The 25,352-nt window shown below is 71.0% G+C and carries 18 protein-coding genes and 1 tRNA gene; 7 read left to right on the top strand and 12 right to left on the bottom strand.

What is annotated here, in order from left to right; genetic code table 11:
* Position 1: 1 nt before the first annotated feature.
* Entirely contained in the window at positions 2-1,684 is a 1,683-nt protein-coding gene (locus ACY0PA_RS33880; RefSeq protein ID WP_473081259.1) for a thiamine pyrophosphate-binding protein, read from the bottom strand.
* A gap of 144 nt (positions 1,685-1,828) precedes the next feature.
* On the opposite strand from ACY0PA_RS33880, the gene sucC reads away from it, so the two are divergent.
* The 4 genes from sucC to ACY0PA_RS33900 all read left to right on the top strand — a co-directional run bounded on the left by sucC (position 1,829) and on the right by ACY0PA_RS33900 (position 5,908).
* A complete protein-coding gene (sucC, locus tag ACY0PA_RS33885; protein WP_473081260.1) occupies positions 1,829-2,959 on the top strand; it encodes an ADP-forming succinate--CoA ligase subunit beta in 1,131 nt (376 codons plus the stop codon).
* A gap of 43 nt (positions 2,960-3,002) precedes the next feature.
* Positions 3,003-3,881 (top strand): succinate--CoA ligase subunit alpha, encoded by an 879-nt coding sequence (sucD, locus tag ACY0PA_RS33890; protein ID WP_473081261.1) that lies wholly within the window; start codon positions 3,003-3,005, stop codon positions 3,879-3,881.
* A gap of 117 nt (positions 3,882-3,998) precedes the next feature.
* Positions 3,999-5,582: an aldehyde dehydrogenase family protein gene (locus ACY0PA_RS33895; protein ID WP_473081262.1), complete on the top strand. Its 1,584-nt coding sequence runs from the start codon at positions 3,999-4,001 to the stop codon at positions 5,580-5,582.
* A gap of 241 nt (positions 5,583-5,823) precedes the next feature.
* Positions 5,824-5,908: transfer RNA gene (locus ACY0PA_RS33900), tRNA-Leu, on the top strand.
* A 175-nt stretch (positions 5,909-6,083) separates the two neighbouring features.
* Here the strand turns inward: ACY0PA_RS33900 and ACY0PA_RS33905 are convergent.
* Positions 6,084-7,325, bottom strand: a complete 1,242-nt coding sequence (locus ACY0PA_RS33905) for a L,D-transpeptidase (RefSeq protein ID WP_473081263.1) — start codon at positions 7,323-7,325, stop codon at positions 6,084-6,086.
* A gap of 565 nt (positions 7,326-7,890) precedes the next feature.
* Here ACY0PA_RS33905 and ACY0PA_RS33910 point away from each other — a divergent pair.
* Both ACY0PA_RS33910 and ACY0PA_RS33915 read left to right on the top strand, forming a co-directional pair.
* Positions 7,891-8,409 carry a hypothetical protein gene (locus tag ACY0PA_RS33910; protein WP_473081264.1) on the top strand — a complete coding sequence of 173 codons (519 nt, stop codon included), beginning with the start codon at positions 7,891-7,893 and terminating at the stop codon, positions 8,407-8,409.
* A 94-nt stretch (positions 8,410-8,503) separates the two neighbouring features.
* Positions 8,504-9,232 (top strand): Mut7-C RNAse domain-containing protein, encoded by a 729-nt coding sequence (locus ACY0PA_RS33915; RefSeq protein ID WP_473081265.1) that lies wholly within the window; start codon positions 8,504-8,506, stop codon positions 9,230-9,232.
* Between the two features lie 226 nt (positions 9,233-9,458).
* Here the strand turns inward: ACY0PA_RS33915 and ACY0PA_RS33920 are convergent, their stop codons facing one another.
* The 5 genes from ACY0PA_RS33920 to ACY0PA_RS33940 form a co-directional block, all read right to left on the bottom strand.
* Positions 9,459-10,202, bottom strand: a complete 744-nt coding sequence (locus ACY0PA_RS33920; RefSeq protein WP_473081266.1) for a GntR family transcriptional regulator — start codon at positions 10,200-10,202, stop codon at positions 9,459-9,461.
* A gap of 104 nt (positions 10,203-10,306) precedes the next feature.
* Complete coding sequence (locus ACY0PA_RS33925) at positions 10,307-11,473, bottom strand: acyl-CoA dehydrogenase family protein (protein WP_473081267.1); 1,167 nt, start codon at positions 11,471-11,473, stop codon at positions 10,307-10,309.
* The gene (locus ACY0PA_RS33930; protein WP_473081268.1) at positions 11,470-12,702 is read right to left on the bottom strand and encodes a CaiB/BaiF CoA transferase family protein; all 1,233 of its coding nucleotides are present in this window, start codon (positions 12,700-12,702) and stop codon (positions 11,470-11,472) included. Before ACY0PA_RS33930 ends, ACY0PA_RS33925 begins: the two co-directional genes overlap by 4 nt.
* Positions 12,699-13,922, bottom strand: a complete 1,224-nt coding sequence (locus tag ACY0PA_RS33935) for an MmgE/PrpD family protein (RefSeq protein WP_473081269.1) — start codon at positions 13,920-13,922, stop codon at positions 12,699-12,701. Before ACY0PA_RS33935 ends, ACY0PA_RS33930 begins: the two co-directional genes overlap by 4 nt.
* A gap of 255 nt (positions 13,923-14,177) precedes the next feature.
* A complete protein-coding gene (locus ACY0PA_RS33940) occupies positions 14,178-14,333 on the bottom strand; it encodes a hypothetical protein (RefSeq protein ID WP_473081270.1) in 156 nt (51 codons plus the stop codon).
* Positions 14,334-14,348: 15 nt separating this feature from the next.
* On the opposite strand from ACY0PA_RS33940, the gene ACY0PA_RS33945 reads away from it, so the two are divergent.
* Positions 14,349-15,242, top strand: coding sequence for an HTD2 family dehydratase (locus tag ACY0PA_RS33945; RefSeq protein ID WP_473081271.1), 894 nt, complete (start codon positions 14,349-14,351; stop codon positions 15,240-15,242).
* Between the two features lie 50 nt (positions 15,243-15,292).
* Here ACY0PA_RS33945 and ACY0PA_RS33950 read toward each other — a convergent pair whose 3' ends face one another.
* The 5 genes from ACY0PA_RS33950 to ACY0PA_RS33970 form a co-directional block, all read right to left on the bottom strand.
* Positions 15,293-17,164: an AMP-dependent synthetase/ligase gene (locus ACY0PA_RS33950; protein WP_473081272.1), complete on the bottom strand. Its 1,872-nt coding sequence runs from the start codon at positions 17,162-17,164 to the stop codon at positions 15,293-15,295.
* A 190-nt stretch (positions 17,165-17,354) separates the two neighbouring features.
* On the bottom strand, positions 17,355-18,611 hold the full coding sequence (locus tag ACY0PA_RS33955) for a nucleotide-binding protein (protein ID WP_473081273.1): 1,257 nt from the start codon (positions 18,609-18,611) through the stop codon (positions 17,355-17,357).
* Positions 18,612-19,165: 554 nt separating this feature from the next.
* A complete protein-coding gene (locus ACY0PA_RS33960; RefSeq protein WP_473081274.1) occupies positions 19,166-19,312 on the bottom strand; it encodes a hypothetical protein in 147 nt (48 codons plus the stop codon).
* A gap of 316 nt (positions 19,313-19,628) precedes the next feature.
* Complete coding sequence (locus ACY0PA_RS33965) at positions 19,629-22,253, bottom strand: glycoside hydrolase family 31 protein (RefSeq protein ID WP_473081275.1); 2,625 nt, start codon at positions 22,251-22,253, stop codon at positions 19,629-19,631.
* 259 nt (positions 22,254-22,512) lie between these two features.
* Positions 22,513-25,308: an NHLP bacteriocin export ABC transporter permease/ATPase subunit gene (locus tag ACY0PA_RS33970; RefSeq protein WP_473086516.1), complete on the bottom strand. Its 2,796-nt coding sequence runs from the start codon at positions 25,306-25,308 to the stop codon at positions 22,513-22,515.
* Positions 25,309-25,352 lie beyond the last annotated feature (44 nt).

Genomic DNA, 25,352 nt, shown 5'->3' on the forward strand with positions numbered 1-25,352 from the left:
CTCACTTGTACATGGTCTGGTTCATGGTTCCGGGGGCGTACGCGTCCGGGTCGACCCACACGTTGATCAGTGAGGGCTTCCCGGACTCGCGGGCCCGCCGGAGCGCGGGCGCGATGTCGGCGGGGTCGCGGACCTCTTCGCCGTAACCCCCCAGCATCTGGGCGAACTTGTCGTAGTGGACGTCGCCGAGGGTGTTGCCGACGCGCTCGCGCTCGTCGCCGTACTTGGCCTTCTGGCCGTAACGGATCTGGTTCATCGACGAGTTGTTGCCGACGATCCCGACGAAGGGCAGGTTGTAGCGGACGAGGGTCTCGAAGTCCCAGCCCGTCAGCGAGAACGCCCCGTCGCCGAAGAGCGCGACGACCTCCTTGTCGGGCCGCGCCTGCTTGGCGGCGAGGACGAAGGGGATGCCGACGCCGAGGGTGCCCAGCGGCCCCGGGTCCATCCAGTGGCCGGGCGACTTGGGCTGCACGACCTGCCCGGAGAAGGTGACGATGTCGCCGCCGTCGCCGATGTAGATCGAGTCCTCGGTGAGGAAGTCGTTGATCTCGCTGACCAGGCGGTACGGGTGGATCGGCGAGGCGTCCGACCTGAGGCTCGGCAGGCGCTTGTCGATGGCGGTCTGCTCGGCGGCCCGCAGCTCGTCGAGCCACTCCTTGCGCTTGGTCCCGCCGCCGTTCAGGCGCCCGGACGCGGCCTCGGTGACCGACTTCAGGACGAGACCCGCGTCGCCGACGATGCCGAGGTCGATGTCGCGGTTCTTGCCGACGGTGCGGTAGTCGAGGTCGATCTGTACGACGGTCGCGTCGGGAGAGAGGCGCTTGCCGTAGCCCATGCGGAAGTCGAAGGGCGTGCCGACGATGATGATGAGATCGGCGTTGGAGAAGGCGTAGCGCCGCGAGAGCTGGAAGTGGTGCGGGTCGCCGGGCGGCAGGGTGCCGCGTCCCGCGCCGTTCATGTACGCGGGCACGTTGAGGGTGCGGACGAGCTCGATGGCGTCCTCGGTCGCGCGGGTCGTCCACACCTGGCTGCCGAGCAGGATCGCCGGCTTCTCGGCATGCACGAGGAGGTCGGCGAGCTTCTCGATCGCCTCCGGGTCACCGGCCGAGCGGGTCGAGGCCCGGTACTGGCCGGCCTGCGGTACGCGGGCCTTGTCCACCGGCACCTTGGCGTCGAGGACATCGCGCGGGATCTCCAGGAAGGAGGGGCCGGGAGCGCCGTGGTAGCACTCGCGAAACGCCATCGACACCATGTCGGCGGCGCGCGCGGTGTCCGGCACCGTCGCCGCGAACTTGGTGATGGGCGTCATCATGTCGACGTGCGGCAGGTCCTGGAGCGAGCCCATCTTGTGCTGGGTGTGCGCGCCCTGGCCACCGATGAGGAGCATGGGTGACTCCGCGCGGAACGCGTTCGCGACACCGGTGACGGCATCGGTGGTGCCAGGCCCCGCGGTGACGACGGCGCATCCGGGCTTGCCGGTGATGCGCGCGTACCCGTCCGCCGCGTGGGCGGCGACCTGCTCGTGACGGACGTCGACGACTTCAATGCCTTCGTCGACGCAGCCGTCGTAGATGTCGATGATGTGGCCGCCGCACAGGGTGTAGATGACCTCCACACCTTCTGCCTTGAGCGCCTTGGCGACCAGATGACCACCGGAGATGAGTTCCTGGCTGTCGTCGGGCATGAGGAAGTCCTGTCCCTTCGTAGGGGAGTCGTGCGCTGTCGCAGTACATTGCATACAGTCGACGAATACTGTATGAAGCTTGTTATCCCGCATCCGGTGGGTGGTGTCCAGGGGGCGTGCGGCACTTTTACGGCAGGAGCCGAGATGGACCTGTACGAGCACCAGGCAAGGGAACTCTTCGAAGAACACGGCATCTTGGTGCCGAAGGCCGAGGTCACGGACTCGCCCAAGGAGGCCCGCGAGATCGCGCGCAGGCTCGGCGGCCGCGTCGTCGTCAAGGCACAGGTGAAGACCGGCGGCCGCGGCAAGGCGGGCGGCGTCAAACTCGCCGCCGACCCGCCCGCCGCCGAACTGACGACACGCCAGATCCTCGGCATGGACATCAATGGCCACACCGTCGGCAAGGTGATGCTGGCCCAACCGGTAGACATAGAGAGCGAGTTCTACGTCTCCTACGTCCTCGACCGGGCCGCCGGACGCTTCCTCGCCATCGCCTCCGCCGAGGGCGGCATGGACATCGAGGAGGTCGCGGCGACCCGGCCCGAGGCCGTGGCCCGCATCCCGGTCGACCCGGCGGAGGGTGTCACCACGGCGAAGGCCGCCGAGATCGCCCAGGCCGCCGGCCTCCCCGACCGGACCGTCGACGTACTGGTCCGCCTCTGGGACGTCCTCACCCGCGAGGACGCCGTACTCGTCGAGGTGAACCCCCTCGTGCGTACGAGCGGCGGCCAGATCCTCGCCCTCGACGGCAAGGTCACCCTCGACGACAACGCCCGCTTCCGCCAAGAGCGTTGGGGCACGCAGGAGTCCGCCCACGACGACGCCCTCGAAGCGGCCGCCGCTGCCAAGGGCCTCAACTACGTGAAGCTCGACGGCGAGGTCGGCATCATCGGCAACGGCGCCGGGCTCGTCATGTCGACGCTCGACGTGGTCGCGGGCTGCGGCGCCCGCCCAGCGAACTTCCTCGACATCGGCGGCGGCGCCTCCGCGCAGATCATGGCCGACGGCCTCTCCGTCATCCTGTCCGACCCGGCCGTGAAGTCCGTCTTCGTGAACGTCTTCGGCGGCATCACCGCCTGCGACGCCGTCGCCGACGGCATCGTCCAGGCCCTGGAGTCCGTACGGCTGACCAAACCGCTCGTCGTCCGACTCGACGGGAACAGCGCCGCAGCGGGCCGCGCCATCCTCGACGGCCGCGCCCACCCCCTCGTCGAACAGGCCACCACCATGGACGGCGCCGCGCGCCGGGCCGCCGAACTCGCCGACGCGGGTTAAGGAGCCGGGACATGGCGATCCACCTCACCAAGGAGAGCGGGACATGGCGATATACCTGACCAAGGAGAGCAAGGTCCTCGTCCAGGGCATGACCGGCGCCGAGGGCATGAAGCACACCCGGCGCATGCTCGCCGCAGGCACGAACGTCGTCGGCGGCGTCAACCCGCGCAAGGCGGGGCGCAGCGTCGACTTCGACCACCGCGCCGTCCCCGTCTTCGGCTCCGTCGCCGAGGGCATCGCGGCGACCGGCGCCGACGTCACCGTCGTCTTCGTGCCGCCCGTCTTCGCCAAGGCGGCCGTCACTGAGGCCGTCGACGCGGGCATTCCGCTGGCCGTCGTCATCACGGAGGGCATCCCCGTCCACGACGCCGTCACCTTCCACGCGTACGCCGCCGCGAAGGGCACCCGCATCGTCGGCCCCAACTGCCCCGGCCTGATCACCCCCGGCCAGTCCAACGCCGGCATCATCCCCGCCGACATCACCAAGGCGGGCCGCATCGGCCTCGTCTCCAAGTCGGGCACCCTCACCTACCAGCTCATGTACGAACTGCGCGACATCGGCTTCTCCACCTGCGTCGGCATCGGCGGCGACCCCGTCATCGGCACGACACACATCGACTGTCTCGCCGCGTTCCAGAACGACCCGGACACCGACCTGATCGTCCTCATCGGGGAGATCGGCGGCGACGCGGAGGAGCGCGCTGCGGCCTATGTCCGCGACCACGTCACCAAGCCCGTCGTCGCCTACATCGCCGGGTTCACCGCCCCCGAGGGCAAGACCATGGGGCACGCGGGCGCGATCGTCTCCGGCTCCTCCGGCACGGCGCAGGCCAAGAAGGAGGCCCTGGAAGCGGCCGGGGTCCGCGTCGGCTCCACCCCGACGGAGACGGCCCGCCTGGTACTCGACCGCTTGGCGGACTGACGCCTACAGCGGGGAGTGGGGAGCGAGCCCACCGGGCAACCTCCCCACTCCACCCACCCCCCCCGCACCAGCCATGCACCCCCGCCCCGACTGTGCACCGTGAGCGGAGAACCTGAAATGGCAGACAACCCCAGCAACCCCGCGCCCCACACCCCCGCCGCCCCCGTGGCGACCACCCTCAAGGCCGGCACCTCCTGGCACGACGCCTGGCAGCGCTGCCTCGCCGTCGCCCCCGAGGCGTTCCGCGACGACCGCGTACTCAACCTGTGGAACGGCACCTGGCAGGCCGACGGCCGCGCCCTGCCCGCCAGTACGCCCGTCGACGGCAGCCCCATCGCCGGGCCGCCCCGCCTCGACGCCGCCACCGCCCACCGGGCCGTGCGCGCCTCCCTCGACCAGCACCGCGCCTGGCGCCACATCCCGCTCGACGAGCGCCGCGCCCGCGTCGGCGCCACCCTCGACGCCCTCACCCAGCACCGCGAACTCCTCGCACTCCTCCTCGTCTGGGAGATCGGCAAGCCCTGGCGCCTCGCCCAGGCCGACGTCGACCGCGCCATCGACGGGGTGCGCTGGTACGTCGACGGCATCGAGCCCATGGTCGACGGACGCGCCCCGCTCGAGGGCCCCGTCTCGAACATCGCCAGCTGGAACTACCCGATGAGCGTCCTCGTGCACGCCGTCCTGATCCAGGCACTCGCCGGCAACGCGGTCATCGCCAAGACCCCCACCGACGGCGGCGTCGCCTGCCTCACCCTCGCCTGCGCACTCGCCGCCCGCGAGGGCATCCCCGTCACTCTCGTCAGCGGCAGCGGAGGCGAACTCTCCGAAGCGCTCGTGCGGGCGCCCGAGATCGGCTGCGTCTCGTTCGTCGGCGGCCGCGACACCGGCGCCGCCGTCGCCACGGCCGTCGCCGACCTCGGCAAGCGCCACATCCTCGAACAGGAGGGCCTCAACACCTGGGGCATCTGGAACTACTCCGACTGGGACAAGCTCTCCGCGGTGATCCCCAAGCTCTTCGACTATGGCAAGCAGCGCTGCACCGCGTACCCGCGCTTCGTCGTCCAGCGCAGCCTCTTCGACGACTTCCTCGCCGCGTACCTCCCGGCCGTACGCACCCTGCGCGTCGGCCACCCCCTGGCAGTGGCGGACCCTCAAGACCCCTACCCCCAGCTCGACTTCGGCCCGCTGGTCAACGCGGCCAAGGCGAAGGAGCTCACCGACCAGGTCGCGGAGGCCATCGACCGAGGCGCCGTCCCCCTGCACCGCGGCGCCCCGGACCCCGGCCGCTTCCTCTCCGGCCAGGACACAAGCGCGTACGTCCACCCGGTCACGCTCCTGAGCCCACCCCCCTCCTCCCCTCTCCACCACGCCGAACCGTTCGGCCCCGTCGACACGATCGTCCTGGTCGACACGGAGGCGGAACTGCTCGCCGCGATGAACGCCTCCAACGGCGCGCTGGTCGCCACCCTCTCCACGGACGACGACGCGACGTACGACCGCCTCGCCCCCCAGATCCGCGCCTTCAAAACGGGCCGCGGCAAGCCGCGCTCGCGCGGCGACAGGGACGAACTGTTCGGCGGCTTCGGAGCATCGTGGCGGGGAGCGTTCGTGGGAGGGGAGCTGCTGGTGCGGGCGGTGACACGGGGCTCGGAGGGCGAACGGCTCCCGGGCAACTTCCCGGACTATCACTTGATGCCGTAGCCCTCCGGGGAGGCGGGGTGTCGGTGGGCGCGGCCCGAGCAGGAAGCAGACGCTCGGGCAGCGGCCACCGATACGCCGTCGGTGACGGACCAGATACGCACGGTGAGTCCCGAGGGGCCCCGCCCCAGGCCCCCGGAGGTGCCGCCGAGGGGACGGATATGCAGGTGAAAGGCACTCCGAGGCTTTGGTATTGTTATCCATGTCGCCGCGGGGAACACTCCGGCCGGGCGGCAGACACCTAGTCCGGGTGGCGGAATGGCAGACGCGCTAGCTTGAGGTGCTAGTGCCCTTTATCGGGCGTGGGGGTTCAAGTCCCCCCTCGGACACTTATCTTGAAATGCCTGGTCAGCGTGCTGACCAGGCATTTTGCGTGCAATCACAGTCAGGCGCGCACAGCACGGCCACGGACCGGACGACGGCATGCGGCGACTCGAGCAGCCGCACCTTGAGGCCGTGGTGCTCGATGGCTACAGGTTCAGATGCGCGCAGAGTGACGTGGTGTCAGCTGGTCGCGCTCCCCGCGACCCACTTGCTCCACGGCATGTTCCAGTCGCTGAGGCCGTTGCCCGGGGCGAGCTTGGTCTTGTCCGGGGAGTTCTTGATGATCACGACGTCACCGATCATCGAGTGGCCGAAGAACCACGCGGCGGGCTGCGTACCGTCGCCGCCGTCCCTGGCGTCCTTCAGGCCCACGCAGCCGTGGCTGGTGTTGACCTTGCCGAAGACCGAGTCGGCACCCCAGTAGTTGCCGTGGATGAACGTGCCCGAGTCGGTCAGGCGCATGGCGTGCGGTACGGCCTTGATGTCGTACGAGGGCTTGCCGTCCTTCTCCGTGAGGCCGACGCTCGCACCGTTCATATGGATCTGCCGGAACTTCTCGGAGATGACCATCCGGCCGTTGTACGTCGGGTGCTCGGTGCTGCCGGACGAGATCGGGATGGTCCTGATCGTCTTGCCGTCCCGTACGACGGTCATCTGCTTCGTCCTGGCGTCGACCGTGCTGATCTGGCTCCGGCCGATCTTGAACGTGACCGTCTTCTGGACGCCGTGGGCGCTGAGCCTGACGGTGACGGTGGAGCCGGGCTGCCAGTAGTTCTTGGGGCGGAAGTCGAGGCGGCTGTTGTTGAGCCAGTGGCCGACGACCTGCTGGCCGCTGCTGGAGCTCACCTGGATCTTCGACTCCATGGCGGCCTTGTCGCTGATCGCCTTGTCGAAGTTGACCGTCACCGGCATGCCCACGCCGACGGTGGATCCGTTCTCGGGGGAGACGTGCCCGATGAAGTCGTTGGCCGGGGAGACCGTGGTGATCGCGGCGTTCCCGGTGACGGAGCGGCCCTTGGCGTCCTCGGCCTCTGCGGCGACCTGATACTTGGTGGCCCGCTCCAGCGGCCCGTCCGGCTGCCAGGACGTGCCGTCCGCGGACAGGGTGCCCGAAACCTCGGCGCCGGTCGCGACGGCGCTCATGGTCACCTTGGTGAGCTTGCCGTTGCTGACGGTGACCTTGACGGGGTCGTTGATCCCGATGCTGGAGGCACCTTGCCCAGGCATGATCTTTATTCGGGCGTCGGAAGCGTCCTGGGCGTCGGCCCGAGCCCCCCACGCCTGGGAGTGCGGGTGATTCCCAGGGCCGTTGTCGCTGGTGGCAGCGTTGCTGGTACCACCGAGGGCCGTGAGTGCGAGTACGCCGCCGAGTATGCCGGCCGGAGCCACCAGAGCGGTGCGTCGGTTACGTACCGTGATCAAACGCTTCTCCTTTGCCACTGGTCGTTGAATCCCTGGGGCTGGTTATCGGAGGAATGCAGCCAGCCCCGAAGAACGATTTATGCACTCATCCGCCCCGAATTGGGCAAAATGTGGCGAACCCAACGCGTCGCGAGAGCGCTGCCGAGGCTGTGTCCGACGGCCGGACAGCCCGTACGGCTGAGGGCTCGGGTCCTGCCGCCTACTGGCGGCTCACCGTGCGAGTGATGCCCGCGGCGACTGTCGTGGCGAGGATCCAGCCGGTGGTGATCAAGATCCGTCAGCATCAGGCCTGTGCCGATCAGTCCGGGCTGGGCAGGGGCCAGCACCAAGTGTTCACGGGGGATGTGGCCGATCCCCGGCACTGCGAGACTGTCGATCAAGACTCTGATGTCCGGACGGCCCCGGTGCGTGGCCATGGGCAAGGACCGATCCCGTACCCGGCCTCCATCTCAATCGTGCGGCTTCTTGTAGGCACCGCACCCGAGGGTCGTGTGTGACGGTCGGCTACGCTGGCCGCTGTCATTGGCGTGAGCATGGCTTTCATTGAGTAAGAGGAGAAAAGTCCGTGAAACAGCGTCCGGTGCTTGCCGGCCTGACCGTGATGCTGGTGGCCGTTCTTAGTGCGTGCGGCGGTGGTGCGGACAAGGGTTCGGGTCACGGTGGTGGCGGCAAGGGCGGTTCTTACTCCAAGCCGCACTCCGACCAGGTGCGCGGTCTCTACGACGCCGTCCGGCATCTTCCGCGCAAGACCGTCAAGGGCACCCGCGCGCACATGGTCAAGGAGTGTGATCCGGCGACCCGCAAGGTCAAGCACACCTCGCGCAGCGGCAGCGGCAAGCGCAAGACGACCCGCACCTGGTACACCACCGAGCACTACAAGCAGTGCCACAAGGTCCGCAAGGGCAGCGAGACGTACACCCGCGTCGTGCGGAGGGAGCGGTGGTGCGTGCGGCTCGACGACGTGAACGGGAAGGCCGCCAAGGACGACCTCTGGTTCCGGGTCGGCCCCGCCACGTACAGCGAGGTCCGGAACAAGGACGGGCATGCGCGCGTGAAGTTCGAGCCGAGGGCGCGCGGCTGCTGACGCGGGCGGCTCAGGTTCGGCGTGCGGCGGACCCCGCCACGTGCGAGGGGAAAACCCCAGGTCCCCGCCCCGGCGCCCATGGCATCCTGAGGCGATGAACGGACCGCAGATCGTCGTCAGCGTCGTGCCCGAGCTGCAGCTGTTCGTTCCGCATGCGCGGCGCGGCGGCGCGGCCGTCCCGCTCGTCACCGACGGGGTGTCCACGCTGGGGCATGTGATCGAGTCGCTCGGCGTGCCGCTCACGGAGGTCGGGGCGCTGGTCGTGGACGGGCGCGAGGTGGCCGTCGGCCACATTCCCGTGGCGGGGGAGCGGGTCGAGGTGCGGGCCGTGGTCCGGCCGCAGCGCGTCGAGGGGGCGCCGCTGCGGTTCCTGCTGGACGTCCATCTCGGCACGCTGGCACGGCGGTTGAGGCTGCTCGGGGTCGACTCCGCTTACGAGTCCACGGACGTCGGCGACCCCGCGCTCGCGGCCCGCTCCGCCGCCGAGCGGCGCGTCATGCTCAGCCGGGACCGGGGACTGCTGCGGCGACGTGAGCTGTGGGCCGGCGCGTACGTCTACAGCGACCGGCCCGACGAGCAACTACGCGACGTGCTCGGCCGGTTCACGCCCGAGCTGCACCCCTGGACGCGGTGCACCGCCTGCAACGGACTGCTGAAGGACGCCCGTAAGGAGGATGTCGCCGACCTCCTTGAGGGCGGGACGCGCGGCACGTACGACGTGTTCGCCCAGTGCCGCGCGTGTGAGCGCGTGTACTGGCGGGGTGCCCATCACGACCGGCTGGAGCGGATCGTGGGGCGGGCGGTCGCCGAGTTCGGGGGCTGAGGGGCCGCTTCGTCCTCCGGCCTCAGGGGCGGTTCGATGCGCCAGGCGATGCGCTGCCCGTCCTGGACCACCCTGCGGTACGCGTACAGCACCACCGAGATCAGCAGGATGCCGACGAGGTCTGGATGGCGGGGGACTGTGTGTCACCGCGGACCGTGGAGGAGGCCGTACTGGAGGGGCTGACGGTGGCGTCGTCGCTCTGACACACGCCTGGCCCCCGGCGGGCTCAGCGCGGATGGCGGCGCAGCCGCACCCGGTACGAGTAGTGCTCCGGAAGGAAGTGGCTCACGGCCAGCTCGACCGGGCGCCCCGACGCCGACAGGTAGAGGCGGTCGATGCGGAGCAGCGGATGCTGCGGCGGGCAGTCCAGGTGTGCCGCCACCTCGGCCGACGCGAGGGCGACCGTGACGGACTGCTCCGCCTCCGCGATCGGCTCGGGCAGCCGCCCGTCGAGGAGGCCGATGACGGTGACGCGGCTGTCCGTGCCCGCCTCTGTCAGCTCGGGGCGGTCCGCGACGAGCGCGCCCACGTCCGGCGGCAGACGCACCGTCGTCAGGCAGAACGGGGTGTCCTCGTGCAGCCGCAGGAACGAGAGGTGGTCCACGCGGTCGGAGCCGACGCGCAGCCTGCCCGCCGCGTCGACGTCGACCCGGCGGCGCAGCGGCGATACGAGGCGCATCGTCGTGTCGAGGGACAGCGCCATGAGGTCCTCGACCGAGCCGAACTGCCGCAGATACTGCTCCTCGCGGGGCGCCGCGAACGTGCCGCGCCCCGGGATCCGGTGCACCAGGCCCTCCGTGACCAGGTCCTGGAAGGCGCGCCGCACGGTCTGCCGGCTGAGCCCGTGTGAGGCGGCGAGCTCCGCCTCCGTGGGCAGCCGCACCCCCTCGGGGTAGTCGTGCCGCAGGATCGCCTCGCGCAGCTCGCGCGCGAGGCGTACGTAGGCGCTGTCACGCCCGGGGGCCGCCATCCGTGTCCCCCTCGTCCGCTCTGTGCGTGTCGTACGCGTCATGTCTGCCGTTCACCGCCCTGCCTGTGCCGTGAGTCTAATGGCCGTACAAGACGGTGCGCAGGTCAGACGTCCAGACCGCCCCGGGAGACCAGCTGGCGCACGATGACGTTGCGCTGGATCTCGTTGGTGCCCTCGCCGACGATCATCAGGGGCGCGTCGCGGAAGTAGCGCTCGACGTCGAACTCGGTGGAGTAGCCGTAGCCGCCGTGGATGCGGACCGCGTTCAGGGCGATCTCCATGGCCGTCTCCGAGGCGAAGAGCTTGGCCATGCCCGCCTCCATGTCGACGCGGCGGCCCGCGTCCGCCTCGCGGGCGGCGTACAGGGTGAGCTGGCGCGCCGCGGTGAGCGAAGTCGCCATGTCCGCAAGGTAGTTGCCGATCGACTGGTGCTTGTAGAGGGGCTCGCCGAACGTCTCGCGCTCCTGCGCGTAGCGCAGCGCGTCCTCGAACGCGGCCCGGCCGACACCGAGCGCGCGCGAGGCGACCTGGAGGCGGCCCGTCTCCAGGCCCTTCATCATCTGCCCGAAGCCCTTGCCCTCGACGCCGCCGAGCAGGGCGCCGGCCGGGACCCGGTAGTCGTCGAAGGTGAGCTCGCAGCTCTCGACGCCCTTGTAGCCGAGCTTCGGCAGGTCGCGCGAGACGGTGAGCCCCGGGCCGTGCTCGGCGAGCAGGATGGAGATGCCGCGGTGCTTCGGCTCGGCCGCCGGGTCCGTCTTGCACAGCAGCGCGATCAGCTGCGAGCGGCGGGAGTTGGTGATCCAGGTCTTGCCGCCGTTGACGACGTACGCGTCCCCGTCGCGCCGCGCGACCGTGCGCATCGCCTGGAGGTCGGAGCCGCCGCCCGGCTCGGTGAGGGCCATCGTCGAGCGGATCTCGCCGGTCGCCATCTTCGGCAGGTAGCGGTCCTTCTGCGCGTCGGTGCCGAAGTGCAGCAGCAGCTTGGAGACGACGGTATGGCCGCCCATGGCGCCCGCGAGGCTCATCCAGCCGCGCGCCAGCTCCTCCGTGATCAGTACGTAGCAGGGCGTGGAGACGGGCGTGCCGCCGTACTCCTCGGGGATCGCCAGGCCGAAGATGCCGAGGTCCTTCATCTGCTCGATGAGTGCCTCGGGGTAGATGTTGGCGTGCTCCAACTCCCGTACGACGGGCTTGACTTCGCGGTCCACGAAGTTCCGCACGGTCTCGACGATCAGCTGTTCGTCGGAGGAGAGGGTGTCGAGGGCGCTCACTTCGCGGACGCTCCTTGCTCATGGTCGTGCGCGGTGTCGATGACGCCCTGAGCGCGCAGCCGCTCGATGTCGGCGGCGCTGCGGCCGAGGGCGCCGAGGATCTGTTCGGTGTGCTCTCCCGCGGCGGGGACGGGGTCCATCCGGGGGGTGACACCGGAGAGGTCCGCCGGGGGAAGCAGCGCTTGTACGGGTCCCTGCGCGCCCGGCACCGCGATGTCGCGCCACCGGTCGCGCTCGGCGAGGGCCGGGTGGGCGAGGAACTCGGCGATGGAGTTCACACCCGCGTTGGCGATACCGGCCTTGTCGAGGAGCGCCATGGCGTCCTCGCTGCCGAGCTCGGCGAAGCGCGCGGCGACGGCCGCGTTGACCTCGTCGCGGTGGGCGACGCGGTCGGCTCCGGTGGCCATGCGGGGGTCGTCGGTGAGTTCGGGACGGCCGAGGACCGTGGAGCACATTGCCTGCCACTCGCGCTCGTTCTGGATGGAGAGCAGCACCTCCTTCCCGTCGGAGGCGGTGAACGGGCCGTAGGGCGCGATCGTGGCGTGCTGGGCGCCGATGCGCGGCGGCTGCGTGCCGCCGTAGCGCGTGTAGTAGGCGGGCTGGCTCATCCACTCGGCGAGCGCCTCGAAGAGGGAGACCTCGACGGCGGGCGCGCGTCCGGTGGTGGCCCGCGTGTAGAGGGCGGTGAGTACGCCGCTGTACGCGTACATGCCCGCCGAGATGTCGGCGACGGAGATGCCGACGCGGGCGGGCTCGTCGGGTGAGCCCGTGATGGAGAGCAGTCCCGTCTGGCACTGCACGAGCAGGTCGTACGCCTTGCGCTGCGACCAGGATCCGCTGGTGCCGTACCCGCTGATCGTGCACGGGATGAGGCGCGGGTGGCGGGCCTGGAGCTCGGCCGGGCCGAGGTCCATGCGGTCGGCGGCGCCCGGGGCGAGATTCTGGACGAACACGTCCGCGTCCGCGAGGAGTTCCTCCAGGATGTCCCGGCCCTCCTGCGACTTGAGGTCCAGGGTGAGGGACTCCTTGGAGCGGTTGAGCCACACGAAGTAGCTGGCCTGGCCGTGCACAGTGGTGTCGTAGCGGCGGGCGAAGTCGCCTCCGCCGGGGCGCTCGACCTTGATGACGCGGGCGCCGAGGTCGGCGAGCTGGCGGGTGGCGAAGGGCGCGGCGACGGCCTGTTCCAGGCTGACGACCGTGATGCCTTCGAGGGGGAGCGGATCGGTCATGCGGCGGCCTTCCCGGGAAGTTCGGTCAGGAGCAGGGCGCGGGCCGACTCCCAGGTCGTGTCCTTGAGCAGAGCCGGTACGTCGCTGCCGCACGCGACGAACTTCTCCGTCAACTCCTCATCCGTGGCAGGGCGTTGGGGCGAGCCCGGGGGATGGGCGAGGGCGGACCGCAGGACCCGGCCGTCGGTGAGCGTCACCGCGAGGTCGACCTCGCCGTCGAGGAGCCCGGCACCGCCCTCGGTGCGCTCGGACCCGACCGTGGCCATCAGGCGCCGCGCCTCGGGCCGGCCCACCGCGTCGTCCGTGAAGGCGCCGAAGCCGGGGAACCCGTCGAGCAGGGCCGTCGCCACCGCGTACGGGAGGCTGAACTTGCCTTCGAGACCTGTCTTTGGACGGTCGTGGATGAGGGGGTGGATCGCGGCCCCCGGGGTGATGACGCGCACGGCCGTGACGTCGTCGGGGCCGCACTCGGCGCGCAGGTCGCGCAGCGCCGCGATCGGGCGCTGCATTGCGTAGCAGCAGGGGAACATCTTGATGGCGAGGCCACCGGGGACGGCGGGGCCGCCGGTCCAGGACGCCCCTCCCTCGGCGCCGTCCGCCCCCTCCGCGCCCACCAGCTTCAGCCACGCGTCGACCGCCCGCGGGTCGGCCGTGGCGCCTGCCCGGGCGAGGCGCGCCGCCCGCACCCCCGCCTCCGCCGCGAAGCCGACCTGGAGTGACTTGCTGTGCGTGCCGAACGCTGCCTGGACCCCGCTCGCGCCGGGCACCGCGAGCGCCATGGCCGTCGCCAGCTGCTCGGGCGTGAGGCCCCAGGCGACGCCCGCCGCGACGGCCGCCGCGGGGGCGCCCGCCGTGCACGTGGCGTGCCAGCCCGCCGCGTAGTGGGACCAGCCGAGCAGCGTGCCGAGCCGGGCCATCACGCCGGCCCCGGCCAGATAGGCGCCCGCGTCGCCGCCCGCCGCGAGGACCGCGGGGACGATCACCACGCTGATGTGCGTCGTGGACTCGATGTGCAGGTCGTCGAAGTCGAGGACGTGCCCGACCGCGGCCCAGCGCGCCGCGTCCGGCAGCTCGGCGGCCAGCGCGCTCACGGGGTGGTCGCGCGCCGCGAGCGTGACCGCGACCGTGTCCAGGAGGGAGCGGCGGGAGAGCGCCAGGTCCTCAGCGTCGGGTTCGTATCCGTACGCCCACTCGGCGAGCGATTCCGCGATGGCCGGCATGGCTTCCCTTCGGGCATGTCCTGCACTACGTGGTTACTTTGTACGGCCAAATGATGGGAGCGTCAATGGCGCCACCGAACGGGGATTCAAAGCTTTCACATGCAACTTCACCTCAGGGGGGTTGACTGGACGCCCGGCGGGGCGGACGCTGGGCCGCGTTTTGTGCGGCACAATCCGCCATTGAGGCGGCCACATCCAGCGGTCTGTCCAGCCACCTGACCAGGTACTGGCAATCCAACCCGCGCCGGGGCTCGGCTACGTCGCGGTGTTCGTGTTCATCGCGGGATGCTGGCTGGTCGCCACGGCCACCGTGTACTTCTTCGGCGTCGACACCCGCGGCCGGTCGCTGGAGACCCTGCACGACGCGGCGGCGGCCCCGGTGGCTTCCGCCGCACACGTCTCGCCACGCATTGGAGAATGAGAACCATGCCCCAACCACACGCATCCCAGGGCGAGTTCGAGCTCGCGCGCTATCTGGACGCCTGGTCCCCGGCGCCCGTGAGCCTCGACGATCCCGTCGCCGCCGCGCCCGTCACCGCCCTGAGTCAGGTCCTCGACCAGGAGGCGACCGTGGCCGGCGAGGGGGAGCCGCTGCCGCCGCTGTGGCACTGGCTGCACTTCCTCGAATGGCCCGCACAGCGGGAGCTGGGGGCCGACGGGCACCCCGCGCACGGCCACTTCTTGCCGCCCCTGCCGGACCGCAGGCGCATGTTCGCCGGCGGCCGCGCGGAGTTCATCGCGCCGCTGCGGGTGGGCGTGCCTGCCCGGCGTACGAGTTCCCTCGCCAAGGTCGAGATCAAGCGCGGCCGCACCGGCGAGATGGCGTTCGTGACGGTCCGTCATGAGATCGCGCAGGCAGGGGAGACGCGGGTCACCGAGGAGCAGGACCTCGTCTACCGCGTCGGAGAGGACGAGCGACGCAGCGGTGGCTTCGGACTCGACCTCGGTGAGGCCGAACCGTCGGACGGTGACTGGCAGTTGATCCTGCGCCCCAAGCCGACCCTGCTGTTCCGCTACAGCGCGCTGACCGCGAACGCCCACCGGATTCACTACGACGAGCCGTACGTACGCGACGTCGAGGGCTACCCAGGGCTCGTCGTCCACGGGCCGCTCCTCGTCCAGCTGATGCTGGAACTCGCCCGCCGCGAGGCCCCGGAGCGTGAGATCCGTACGCTCTCGTACCGGCTGCGCAAGCCCGTGTTCGCGGGCGAGCAGGTGTGTGCGCTCGGCGACGTGGCGGACGACGGAGGATCGGCCGGGCTGCGGATCGCGACGCGTCGGGACGAGCGGCATGCGACGGCGGAGGTGACTTTCAAGTGAGCGCCGAACGCTGGCAATCGAGCCGTGGTTGACGCGTGACACGGGGAACGTCAGCGCCGGCCGAACGGCTCCCGTGCGAACGACGCCGCCGCGCGGGGCGTGTACAGCCGCTCCACGTCCTGGGCGTACGCGGCGAGGACCGCGCTCCTGCGCAGCTTCAGGGACGGTGTGAGCAGGCCCGTGTCCGGCGTGAACTCGCCCGGCAGGATGCGGAATTCACGGATCGACTCCGCCCGCGAGACCCGCGTGTTCGCCCGGGAGACCGCACGCTGGATCTGGGCGCGCAGTTCCTCGTCGTCGGTCAGTGTGCCCGGCTCGGCCGGGGCGCGGCCCTTGAGGCGCTGCCAGTGGTGCAGGGCCTGCGGGTCGAGGGTGATGAGCGCGGCCACGTACGGCCTGTTGTCGCCGACGACGACGCACTGCGAGATCAGCGGGTGGCTCCGCAGCTCCTCCTCCAGGGCCAGCGGCGACATGCTCTTGCCGCCGCTCGTGATGATGACGTCCTTCTTGCGGCCGGTGATGACGAGATAGCCGTCGTCGAGATGTCCGAGGTCGCCGGTCGCGAACCAGCCGCCGTGCAGCGCCGTTCGCGTCGCCTTCGGGTCGTTGAGATAACCCGGGAACACGACGTCGCCGCGGACCCAGATCTCGCCGTCGCCCGCGATGTGCACGGAACACCCGGGAAGCGGCCGTCCCACCGTGCCGAAGCGGACCGCGCCGACCGGCTGCGCCGTCACCGCAGCCGTCGTCTCGGTGAGGCCGTAACCGTCGTAGACCGTGATGCCGGCGCCCGCGAAGAACAGACCCGTCTCACGGGACAGCGGCGAACCGCCCGACACCGCGTGCCGCACCCGCCCGCCGAAGACCGCGCGCAGCTTCGCGTACACCAGCCGCTCGTACACCGCGTGCCGCAGCCGGAGCCGCGGCCCCGGCCCCTGCCCGCGGCCGAGCGACTGCCGCTCCGCCGCCTCCGCGTACCGCACCGCGACCTGCGCCGCCCTGCGGAAGAGCGTGCCGTGACCCGCGTGCTGCGCGGCCGCACGGGATCTGGCGAGGACCGTCTCGAAGATGTACGGGACCCCGAACATGAACGTGGGCCGGAACGACGCGAGCGCCGGCAGGAGGCTCTCGGGGGAGAGATCGGGCTCGTGCGCCACATGCACACCGCCCCGCACCGAACCGACGACGACCATCAGGCCGTAGCAGTGCGACAGCGGCAGGAAGGCGAGCAGCGACGGGGGTTCGCCAGGAGATCCGAGGATACTGCTCCAGCCGGCCAGCAGGCTGTCGCACTCGGACGCGAGGTTAGCGTGCGTGATGACACAGCCCTTGGGGCGGCCCGTGGTGCCGGAGGTGTAGCAGATGGCCGCCGGGTTCTGCGGGGCGACGGCCGCGCGCTGCCGGTGCACGTCCTCGTCGGCCACGCCCACCCCGTCGTCGGCGAGCGCCGCCACGCAGCCGCTGTCGAGCTGCCAGATCCGCGTGAGCGCATTCTGCGAGCCGTACGCGGCGGCCACGGTCATCGCGTGGTTCTCGTTCTCCACGACGATGCCGGTCGCGCCCGTGTCCTGGAGGATCCACCGGACCTGCTCCACGGACGACGTGGGGTACACGGGGACGACCTCGGCGCCGACGGTCCACAGTGCGTACGCGAGGAGCGTCCACTCGTAGCGGGTACGGGACATGAGGGCCACGCGGTCACCGAGACGGACCCCGTTCGCGAGGAGGCCGCGGGCGACGGCGAGCACGTCGTCGCAGAACGCGGCGGCGGTGACGGGAATCCACGTGCCCCCGCCATGGCTGTTGCCCGGGCGCGAGAACTGGAGGCGTCTCGGCTCGCGTTCGGCCGCCGCGAACACGGAGTCGGCGAGCCCGCCCGAACGCAGTGGCTCGACGAGGCGCGGGACGGTGAACTCCTGCATGGTTCCCCTTCCGTGGCGGCGGCTCAGGACTAAACCATTGGCAGCGCAAGCTACTCCCCTGCGCGTGCGGGTGCCTAGGGCCTTTCGTTCCGGGGGAGGGGGAGGGGGAGGGGGCGGCGAACATCTACGCCGAGAGCACCCGTATCCGGGGATGAGCGGTCTGGGCGGTACGCCCAAGGGTGCGCCGCCGCTACCGCGCCGCCCGCTGCACCGCCTCGGCCGCCAGAGACGTGGCCGCGCGGCGTGTCGCCTCCGACAGGAGCGCCGTCCGGATCGGGCCTCCCGCCGCCAGATGACGGTCGTACGGCAGGTGCACCACCGCGACCCCCGTCTCGCGCAGATGCGCGGTCGCCGCCTTCAGGTCGAGCGTCATGTCGGGCGCGCTCGACGTGAGCGCGACGACGGTACTGGCCAGGGCCGCCTTCGGGAGCTGCGCCAGCCAGTCGAGCACCACGCGCGTGCCGCCCACACCCTCCACCGTCATCGGGGCGACCACCACGCGCGCGTGCGCCGTGTCCATCGCCGTACGCGCCACCTCGCCCGGCAGCGTCTCGCAGTCCACGACCGTCACCGCGAAGTAGCGCCGCAGCGCGAGCGACACCGTCCGGTACGTACGTATGTCCAGCGGGGCGCCGACGCGGCCCTGGCTCGCCGGCAGCAGCCAGCCGCCGTCGGTGACCGGCACGAGATAGCCAGTGACATCGGTGAGTCGCATCGACGGTTTGAGGATCTGCGCGAGGTCGGGGCACGACCAGCGCACCGACTCGGCGCCCAGCCGCACGGGCAGCGTGCCGAGTGCGGCGTCCGCCTCCAGCGCGAGCACCGGGTCGTGCCGGTAGTGGTTGAGGGTGCGGGCGAGGAGGGCGGACACGGTGGTCTTGCCCACGCCGCCGCGGATGGATGTCACGGCGACCACCCGGCCGTTGGCCACCGGCTGCTGCACCTCCCGCGCCAGACGCGTCTCTTCGGACACTCCCGGCGCGGCGGACGAGGCGAGCCTGCGCAGCGAATGCCTCGTGCGCCTGGCCACGGTGTCCCCGTGCTGAGCCCGCCTGAGCGCCCCCGCGAGCCGCGGGTCGACGGTGGGGACGGACTCGGGGGTGAAGGCCGGGAGCCGGGGGTTCCGTGAGGGGGGCTTGGGGGCGACCGGGGGGTGGGGTGCGGGCGCGTGCGGCTGAGGGGTCGGCGCGGGCGCGGGGGTGTAGGGGGCGGGGAGTCCTGAGGGAGGCGGGGCGGAGGGGAGGTGGGGGGTCGGGGGGTTCGGGGGCGGGGCGGGCGCGTCGGGGGTGGGTGCGGCGTCCCTGATGACGGCTTGGGGGACGGGGGTCGGTGCGTCCGGGGCCGGGGAGTGGGTGGCTGCCGCCAGGACAGGCACGGCGTCCGTGATGTCGGGCGGGGACGGAGGCGCGGGTGTGGGGGCGGCCTTCTTGTCGATCTCGATGGACACGTCCGGTAGGGGTGACGTACCCGTGCTGCCGGGTCCGGGCTTTGGCGCCAAGAGTTTTGGCGCCAGGGGCTTTGCGGCCGGCGGGGCGTCGGCGGGGGCGTCGCTTGATGCCGCCGGGGCCGGTACCGCGTCCACGTCAGTCGGCGGAGTCGGCGGAGTCGGCGGAGTCGGCCGGTCCGCTCGGCCCGCCGCGAGGCGTGCCGCCAGTGACGCCGTCCGGCGCGGCGCCGGGCCGGCCGCGGGGGAGATCGGCTCACCCGCAGCGTCGTCGTCCGGGTCGAGCGGCGGTGAGGGCGACGGGCCAGGCCCCGCGTCCGGTGACGGAGACGTATTGGGGCGCCGGCGCGGAAGCGGTGCGCGCCCGGGGGCGGGCGCAGGCGCCACTGAGGGCTCCGCCTCTCCCTCGGCCCCGGCGCCTCGCGCCGCTACCTCGGAACTGGACATGTCCGACGCCGCCATCTCGCCGCCCTCCCCGCCCAGTTGTGCCTGGGTCTGCCTGAGCAGGTCCCGCAGTACGTTGTTCTGCCAGTCGCTCTGCGTCATTCCCCGAGCCCCTACGCGAAGGTGTCGAGCAGACGCCCGTACACACCGAAGACGCCGAGCGGCTCGCGGGACGGCAGCACGAGTTCGACGCGTCTGCGCTCACCCGCCAAGGCGACTCCGCTCAGCGCCGTACGGCTCAGTGACCCCGTCGATATCACGCTTTTGAACCTATCATCGGGCCGAAGACGTGCTGGTCGGCGTGGTGGACGGTTCCGGGGGAGAGGAACTGGCCGGGCGCAACGCGGACACGACGTCGCGAATCGGCTGTAGCCGACACCCTCACCCACCCCCTGACCCGAACGTACTCGCGGACATCGTACGAGCAGCCCGCGTCGCACCAGCAAACCGCCTGGTGCGGCGGGGGGGCGGGGTCAGCGTCCTGAGGCTTTCGCCCGCGATACGGCAGTCTGCGGCAACGCAGAGGGGGCGGGCCCGCACCACCGGACCCGCCCCCGCCTCACTCCGCCCTGCGGATCAGCGCCGCAGCGTCACCGTGAAGCCGCGGTCCAGGGACTGGCGCGCGGTCTTCACCGTCGTCACCCCCGTGTCCGCGTCGTAGTACCAGCCCGACCCGGCTGCCGCGAGCGCGTCCGCCGAGCTGACGCGGGGCAGCGTGCGCCCCTCCGCCGACACTCGGCGCGGCGCGCTCTCGCCGTGGACGGTGAACCGGTACGCGCGGGCGTCGGGCTTGTTCTTGTAACTGCCCTTGCTCGCACCGACGTTGACCTCGGTTGCGTGCTCGCCCTGGTCGACCGTGACGCGCTGCGTCGCCGACGCGCCCTTGGCGAAGTCGCGGGTCACGCCGTCGTCCTCGTACAGCGTGGAGGAGGAACGGCCCTGCGGATACACGTCCCAGTCCAGCTCGTGGACGTCACGGGACTTGTACGACGTCGTCCCCTTCGGCCACATCGGCACGACTGCACCGGACCTGACGAAGAGGGGGAGCGTGTCGATGGGCGCGTGGTAGCCGTCGATCGTGGTCGGGCCCTTGTAGGTCTTGCCCGTCCAGTAGTCCGTCCACGTGCCCTTGGGCAGGTAGATGCCGTCGCGGGTGTCCGAGTCCTTGTAGACCGGGGCGACCAGGAAGTCGTCGCCCGCCAAGTACTCGTACTTGGCGTTCGCGCCGAGCGTCGCGGGGTCGTCCGGGTACTCCAGGTAGAGCGGGCGCACCCCGCCGACACCGGTCTTCGCCGCCTCGGCGGACAGCGTGTACAGGTACGGCAGCAGGCGCTCGCGCAGCTGGAGGTACTTGCGGTTGATCGACGTGTAGGGCTCGCCGTCCACCCACGGCTGCTGATTGATCTTCTGGCCGGTGGTGATGTCCCGCGCCCAGCCGTCCATCGTCATGATGGCGGGCAGGAACGTCTTGGCCTGGAGGTCACGCGCGTACATCTTGGCGTCGTGGCTGTAAATGCTGCCCACGTCACCGGTGTTGTACGCGATGCCGGACATCGTGGCGCCCGCGTACGTCGGGATCTGCCAGCGCACGTAGTCCCACGACAGCTTCTGGTCGCCGCTCCACAGCACGCCGCAGCGCTGCGCGCCCGCCCACGAGACGGGCAGCCAGACGAACCCGCGCGCGTCGCTGTTGTCCTCGATGCCGGCCTTCGCCTTGTCGCAGGCGTCCAGGGCCATGCCGTAGCCGTTGCCGACCCAGGCGACATCGAGCTTCGCGACGCGCTGCCCGGCCTTCACCTGCTCGCCGAGCTTGTCGATGCCGTCCTGCGTCCACAGGCCCATCTCGGCGCCGCGCTCCTGGAGGCCCTTGGCGGTCTCGGCGAGGTTCTCGTAGCCGCAGCCGTAACCGTCGTTGACCAGCATCCAGCCGAGCGGCATCTGGTGCTCGACGTAGCCGTCGGCGACCTTGAGGGAGTCGAGAGTGTGCCGCTCGCCCTGGTTGGCGTTGTGGAGATAGCAGTCGGCGTCGCCGGGTTCGAGGCCGTACACCGGCGGCATGAACGGCTTGCCGACCAGCGACGTGTAGCCGCCGATCACCTTCTTCGCGTCACCGAGGAAGTAGTAGGCGTCGAGGCGGCGCTCCTGCTGGCCCGTGTGGACCGAGGGGCCGAAGTCGTAGACGCCGGGGGCGAAGGTGTTGCGGTAGACGCCGTAGCCCGCCGAAGAGAGGTAGAACGGCTGCGAGTTGTTGTAACCGCCCTCGTTCCAGTTGGTGTTGTTGGCGACGTAGACCGTCTTGTCGCGGTGCGAGAACGAGCCGTTCTGCTCGCCGCCGCCGAAGAACTGCTCGTCCTTGCCGCGCTCCAGGCTCTGCCGCATGCCGCCGGTGGACCAGCGCAGGGGCTTGTCCTCCTGCCAGATCCGTGTCCTGTTGTCGGCCTTGTAGAGGCCGAAGCGCAGGGGCTTCTTGTAGACGCGCAGGACGGCGCCGGAGGAGCGGATGCCGTAGTACGCGCCCGCGTCGAACGACGAAGTGTGCCGGTCGAGCGCGGGCTGCTTGCGCACGATCTGCGATCCTGCCGGGTCGCTGAACGTGCCGGACGGGTCGGCCTGGAGCCGCAGCTGGCCACCTGTCAGGAATTCGGCCTTCGCCTTCAGGGTGCCGGCGCCGATGGTGTAGCTGCCGTCCTTGCCCGTGAAGGAGGTCAGGTCGCCCGCGTCGGTCGTCTCGGGCAGATACGCCTTGCCGACGAAGGAGTTGTCGTGCACGTCGTAGGGGACGACCACGACGTGGTACGTGCCGTTCGCCTTCGGGATGATCGTGGCTTCGGGGTCGGCCGTGCCCGCGCTGGCGGCCACCTGCTTGCCCGCGTCGTCGAAGACGTACATGTCGAAGTCGTCGGTGGGCTGTTTCGCCCACTCGATCGAGACGGGGACGCCGCCCTCGGGGTTGTCGTCCCAGTAGCCGTCAGGGACCGACACCTTGAGGTCGAAGCGGTCGCACACCTTGTTGTCGGGGTCGTCCGCGGCGGCCGGGCACTTGCCGGGATCGCCCACGGTCCCCGCGGCGTACACCGGGCTCTGCCACGTCACGCTCTTGTGGGCGTCGTCGAGCACCCCGCTGCCCGGAGTCGCCGCCTTCGCCTGCTGGGCGGGGGTCCCGAGGAGGGTCGCGCCGAGGAGTGCCGCGGTGCCGATCACCGCCAAGGTGCCCCCGCGAGACGGTCGTTGCCGTCTCGGCCGCCATTGCCGCAGTCTTCGCAATCCGTGCAAGGTGCATCTCCGCTCAACCCGAGTGACCCATGGAGCCCGGCCGGTCGATGTTTACCAGTGCTTGAACTATTGCCATTTCGAGCAACTTCGAGCACGAAGGTTCACAGGGTTGAGGGGTTCTGTCAATGTCCTTGCGCGGGCCGGCTGCGTTCCCTTGCGCGGCCTGCGGCTCGGGTTGTGGTCCGGGCTAGGCCATCTGACGCCGCACCAGCTCGTGCAGCCGTCCGTTCGTGTCCGCGAGCAGCTGGGCCGGCGGTCCCTGCTGGACGACCCGGCCGTCCGCCATGACGATCACCCGGTCCGCGTCCATCACCGTGGACAGGCGGTGCGCGATGACGACGCGCGTGGCGTTCAAGGCGCGGGTGCTGTCGATGACGGTGCGCTGGGTCTCGTTGTCCAGCGCGCTCGTGGCCTCGTCGAAGAACAGGATGCGCGGCCGGCGGATCAGCGCCTGCGCGATCATCAGGCGCTGGCGCTGGCCGCCGGAGATGGCGCCGCCCCCGGCGATCATCGTGTGCAGCCCCATCGGCATCCGCTTGATGTCCTCGGCGAGCCCCGCCATCGCCGCCGCCTCCCACGCCTCCTCCTGCGTGAACACCTCGGCGCCGCAGATGCAGTCCAGGATCGAACCGGTCAATGGCTGCGCGTTCTGCAGGACGACGCCGCACTGCCGGCGCACCGCGGCCTGGTCGAGCGCGCCGAGGTCCTGGCCGTCGTACAGGACACCGCCCGAGACCGGCTTGTCGAAGCCGATGAGGAGGCGCAGGAGCGTGGACTTGCCGCAGCCGCTCGGACCGACGACCGCGACGAACTCGCCCGGCCTGATGGACAGGTTCACGTCGTCGAGGACGAGCGGCCCGTCGTCCGTGTAGCGGAAGGACACGCCACGCGCCTCGATCTCGCCGGTCAGCTCGCCCGGCTGGGTGCTGGCGGCCCGCACCTCGGGCGCCTCGTCGAGGACGGGCTTGATCTGCTCGAACATCGGCAGGACGGCCGCCGCCGAGATCAGGGCGCCCGTGAGCTGCGTGACCGAGGACAGCAGCATCGTCACCGCGGTGCTGAACGTGAGGAAGTCGCCCGCGGAGAGGGTGCCCCGCGCGGGGCCCGCGAGCAGAATGAACATGCCGAGCGAACACAGCGGCAGATAGACCGCGTTGAGGACCGTCGTCAGGTTCTTGATGCGGCCCGCGCGCCGCTGGAGCTCGCGGCTGCGCGCGAACTCCCCGGCCCACGAGGCGTACGCGAAGCTCTCCGCGCCCGCGACCCGCAGCTTCGGCAGGCCGCGCAGCGTCTGGAACGCCTGGTTGTTGAGCTTGTTGCCGAGCACGACGAGGCGGCGCTGCCAGCGCAGTTCCCACAGCCCGAGGGTGAGGAACACGCCCGCGATCACCGCGAGCATGGCGAGCGCGGTCAGCGCCAGGGGGACGCTGTAGAGGAGGAGCAGGACGAGGTTCATCGCGCCGACCGTGCCGGACTGCACCACCACCGGCCCCACGCCGGACATGAGGCGGCGGATCGAGCTGATGCCCATGGCGGCGCTCGCCAGCTCACCCGTGGAACGTGACGCGAAGAACCGCGTCGGGAGCCTCAGCAGGCGGTCCCACACGGCGGGTTGGAGTGCGCTCTCGATCCGGCCCTCCATGCGCAGGATCGTCAGATTCTGCAGCAGCATGAACGCGGCCGACACGATGCTCGTCACCATGACGGCGAGGGAGACCTGCACGATGAGGTCCGTCTCGGCGTTCGGCACGTACACGCCGAGCACCCGCCCGGTGGCGACCGGCACCAGGGCCCCGATCGCGACCGTCACGAGCCCGGCGAGCAGCAGATTGCGCACGTCGGCCCGCGTGCCGCGCGCGCTGAACCGCAGCAGCCGCAGCGGGCTCAGCGCCCGGTCGGGCAGCGGCCGGTACAGCATGACCGCCCGCTGCTCGAACTCCTCCGCGTTGTCTTCGTCGATCCGGGTCCGCCGCCCGCTCGACGGATGCACGGCCTCGTACCCGCCGCGCCGCCACAGCAGCGCGACCGGGGCGCCGGACGCCGCCCGGTGCCCCACCAGGGGGCCCGCGTTCTCACGCCACCAGCGCCCGTCGAGGCGGACCGCTCGGGTGCGGATCCGTGAGGCGACGGCGACCTGCTCGACCGGGTCGACGCGGTCGCTGACGGCGCCGCTGCGCTCGGGCGCCGCGAGCGTGATCCCGGCCGCGCTCGCGACCAGCTGGCACGCCGCGTACGTCGCGTCGTCGCCGTTCCCGTTTCCGGAGGAGCCGCGCCGCGAACTCCCCCTGCCCTGGCGGCCGATGGACGCGAGGAGCGTCCGGTCGGCCTCCTCGCGGACGGTCTCGCCCGCCTTGATGCCCGCCGCCGTCCGGGTCTCGTGCGCGCTCTCCAGGCGTTCGATCCACCGGTCGAGCGCGGACAGGAGCCGGAACTGCTGGTTGACCATGCGCTGCCACATCGAGCCGTCGACGAGCAGCTCGCCCACGGTGTCCGCGCTGTACGACGCCCCGTACTGCACGCTGCCCGGCAGGATCGGCAGCCACAGGATGTCGTCGTCGCCCACGGAGTCGTCGCCGGCCGTCCGGCCGTCGAGGGGTGCCTCGAACAGGACACGCTGGCTGCGGCCCACACCCAGGGCGAAGGCGTGCTCGAGGAGGCTGAGGGCGGCGTCCTGGGTGTCGTACTGGCTGAGGTACTGCTGGTCGTACGACCACGAGGCGTCGCCGTAGTCCGGGCGCTGGAGTTCGCGCAGGCCGATACGGCGCAGCAGGCAGCCCTGCAACGGGCGGCCCACCAACGTGTGCTGGGGCCCCTCGACCGGGCCGAGCAGCAGGGTGCCCGCTTCGAGCCGGCCCAGGAAGTGCCAGTGCCCCTGGGCGGCCGCGTCGACCGCGAACAGGTCGAGCGCGCCCTGGACGACCAGCCACAGGACCTGCGGTCCCTCGAGGTTCAGGCTGCGCATGCCGGCGCAGTCCACCGGCATGCCCAGGGAGCCGAACGAGGCGGTCACCTGGTCGCCGGCCGCGT

The organism is Streptomyces sp. DS1-CR2 (genome assembly GCF_055760475.1).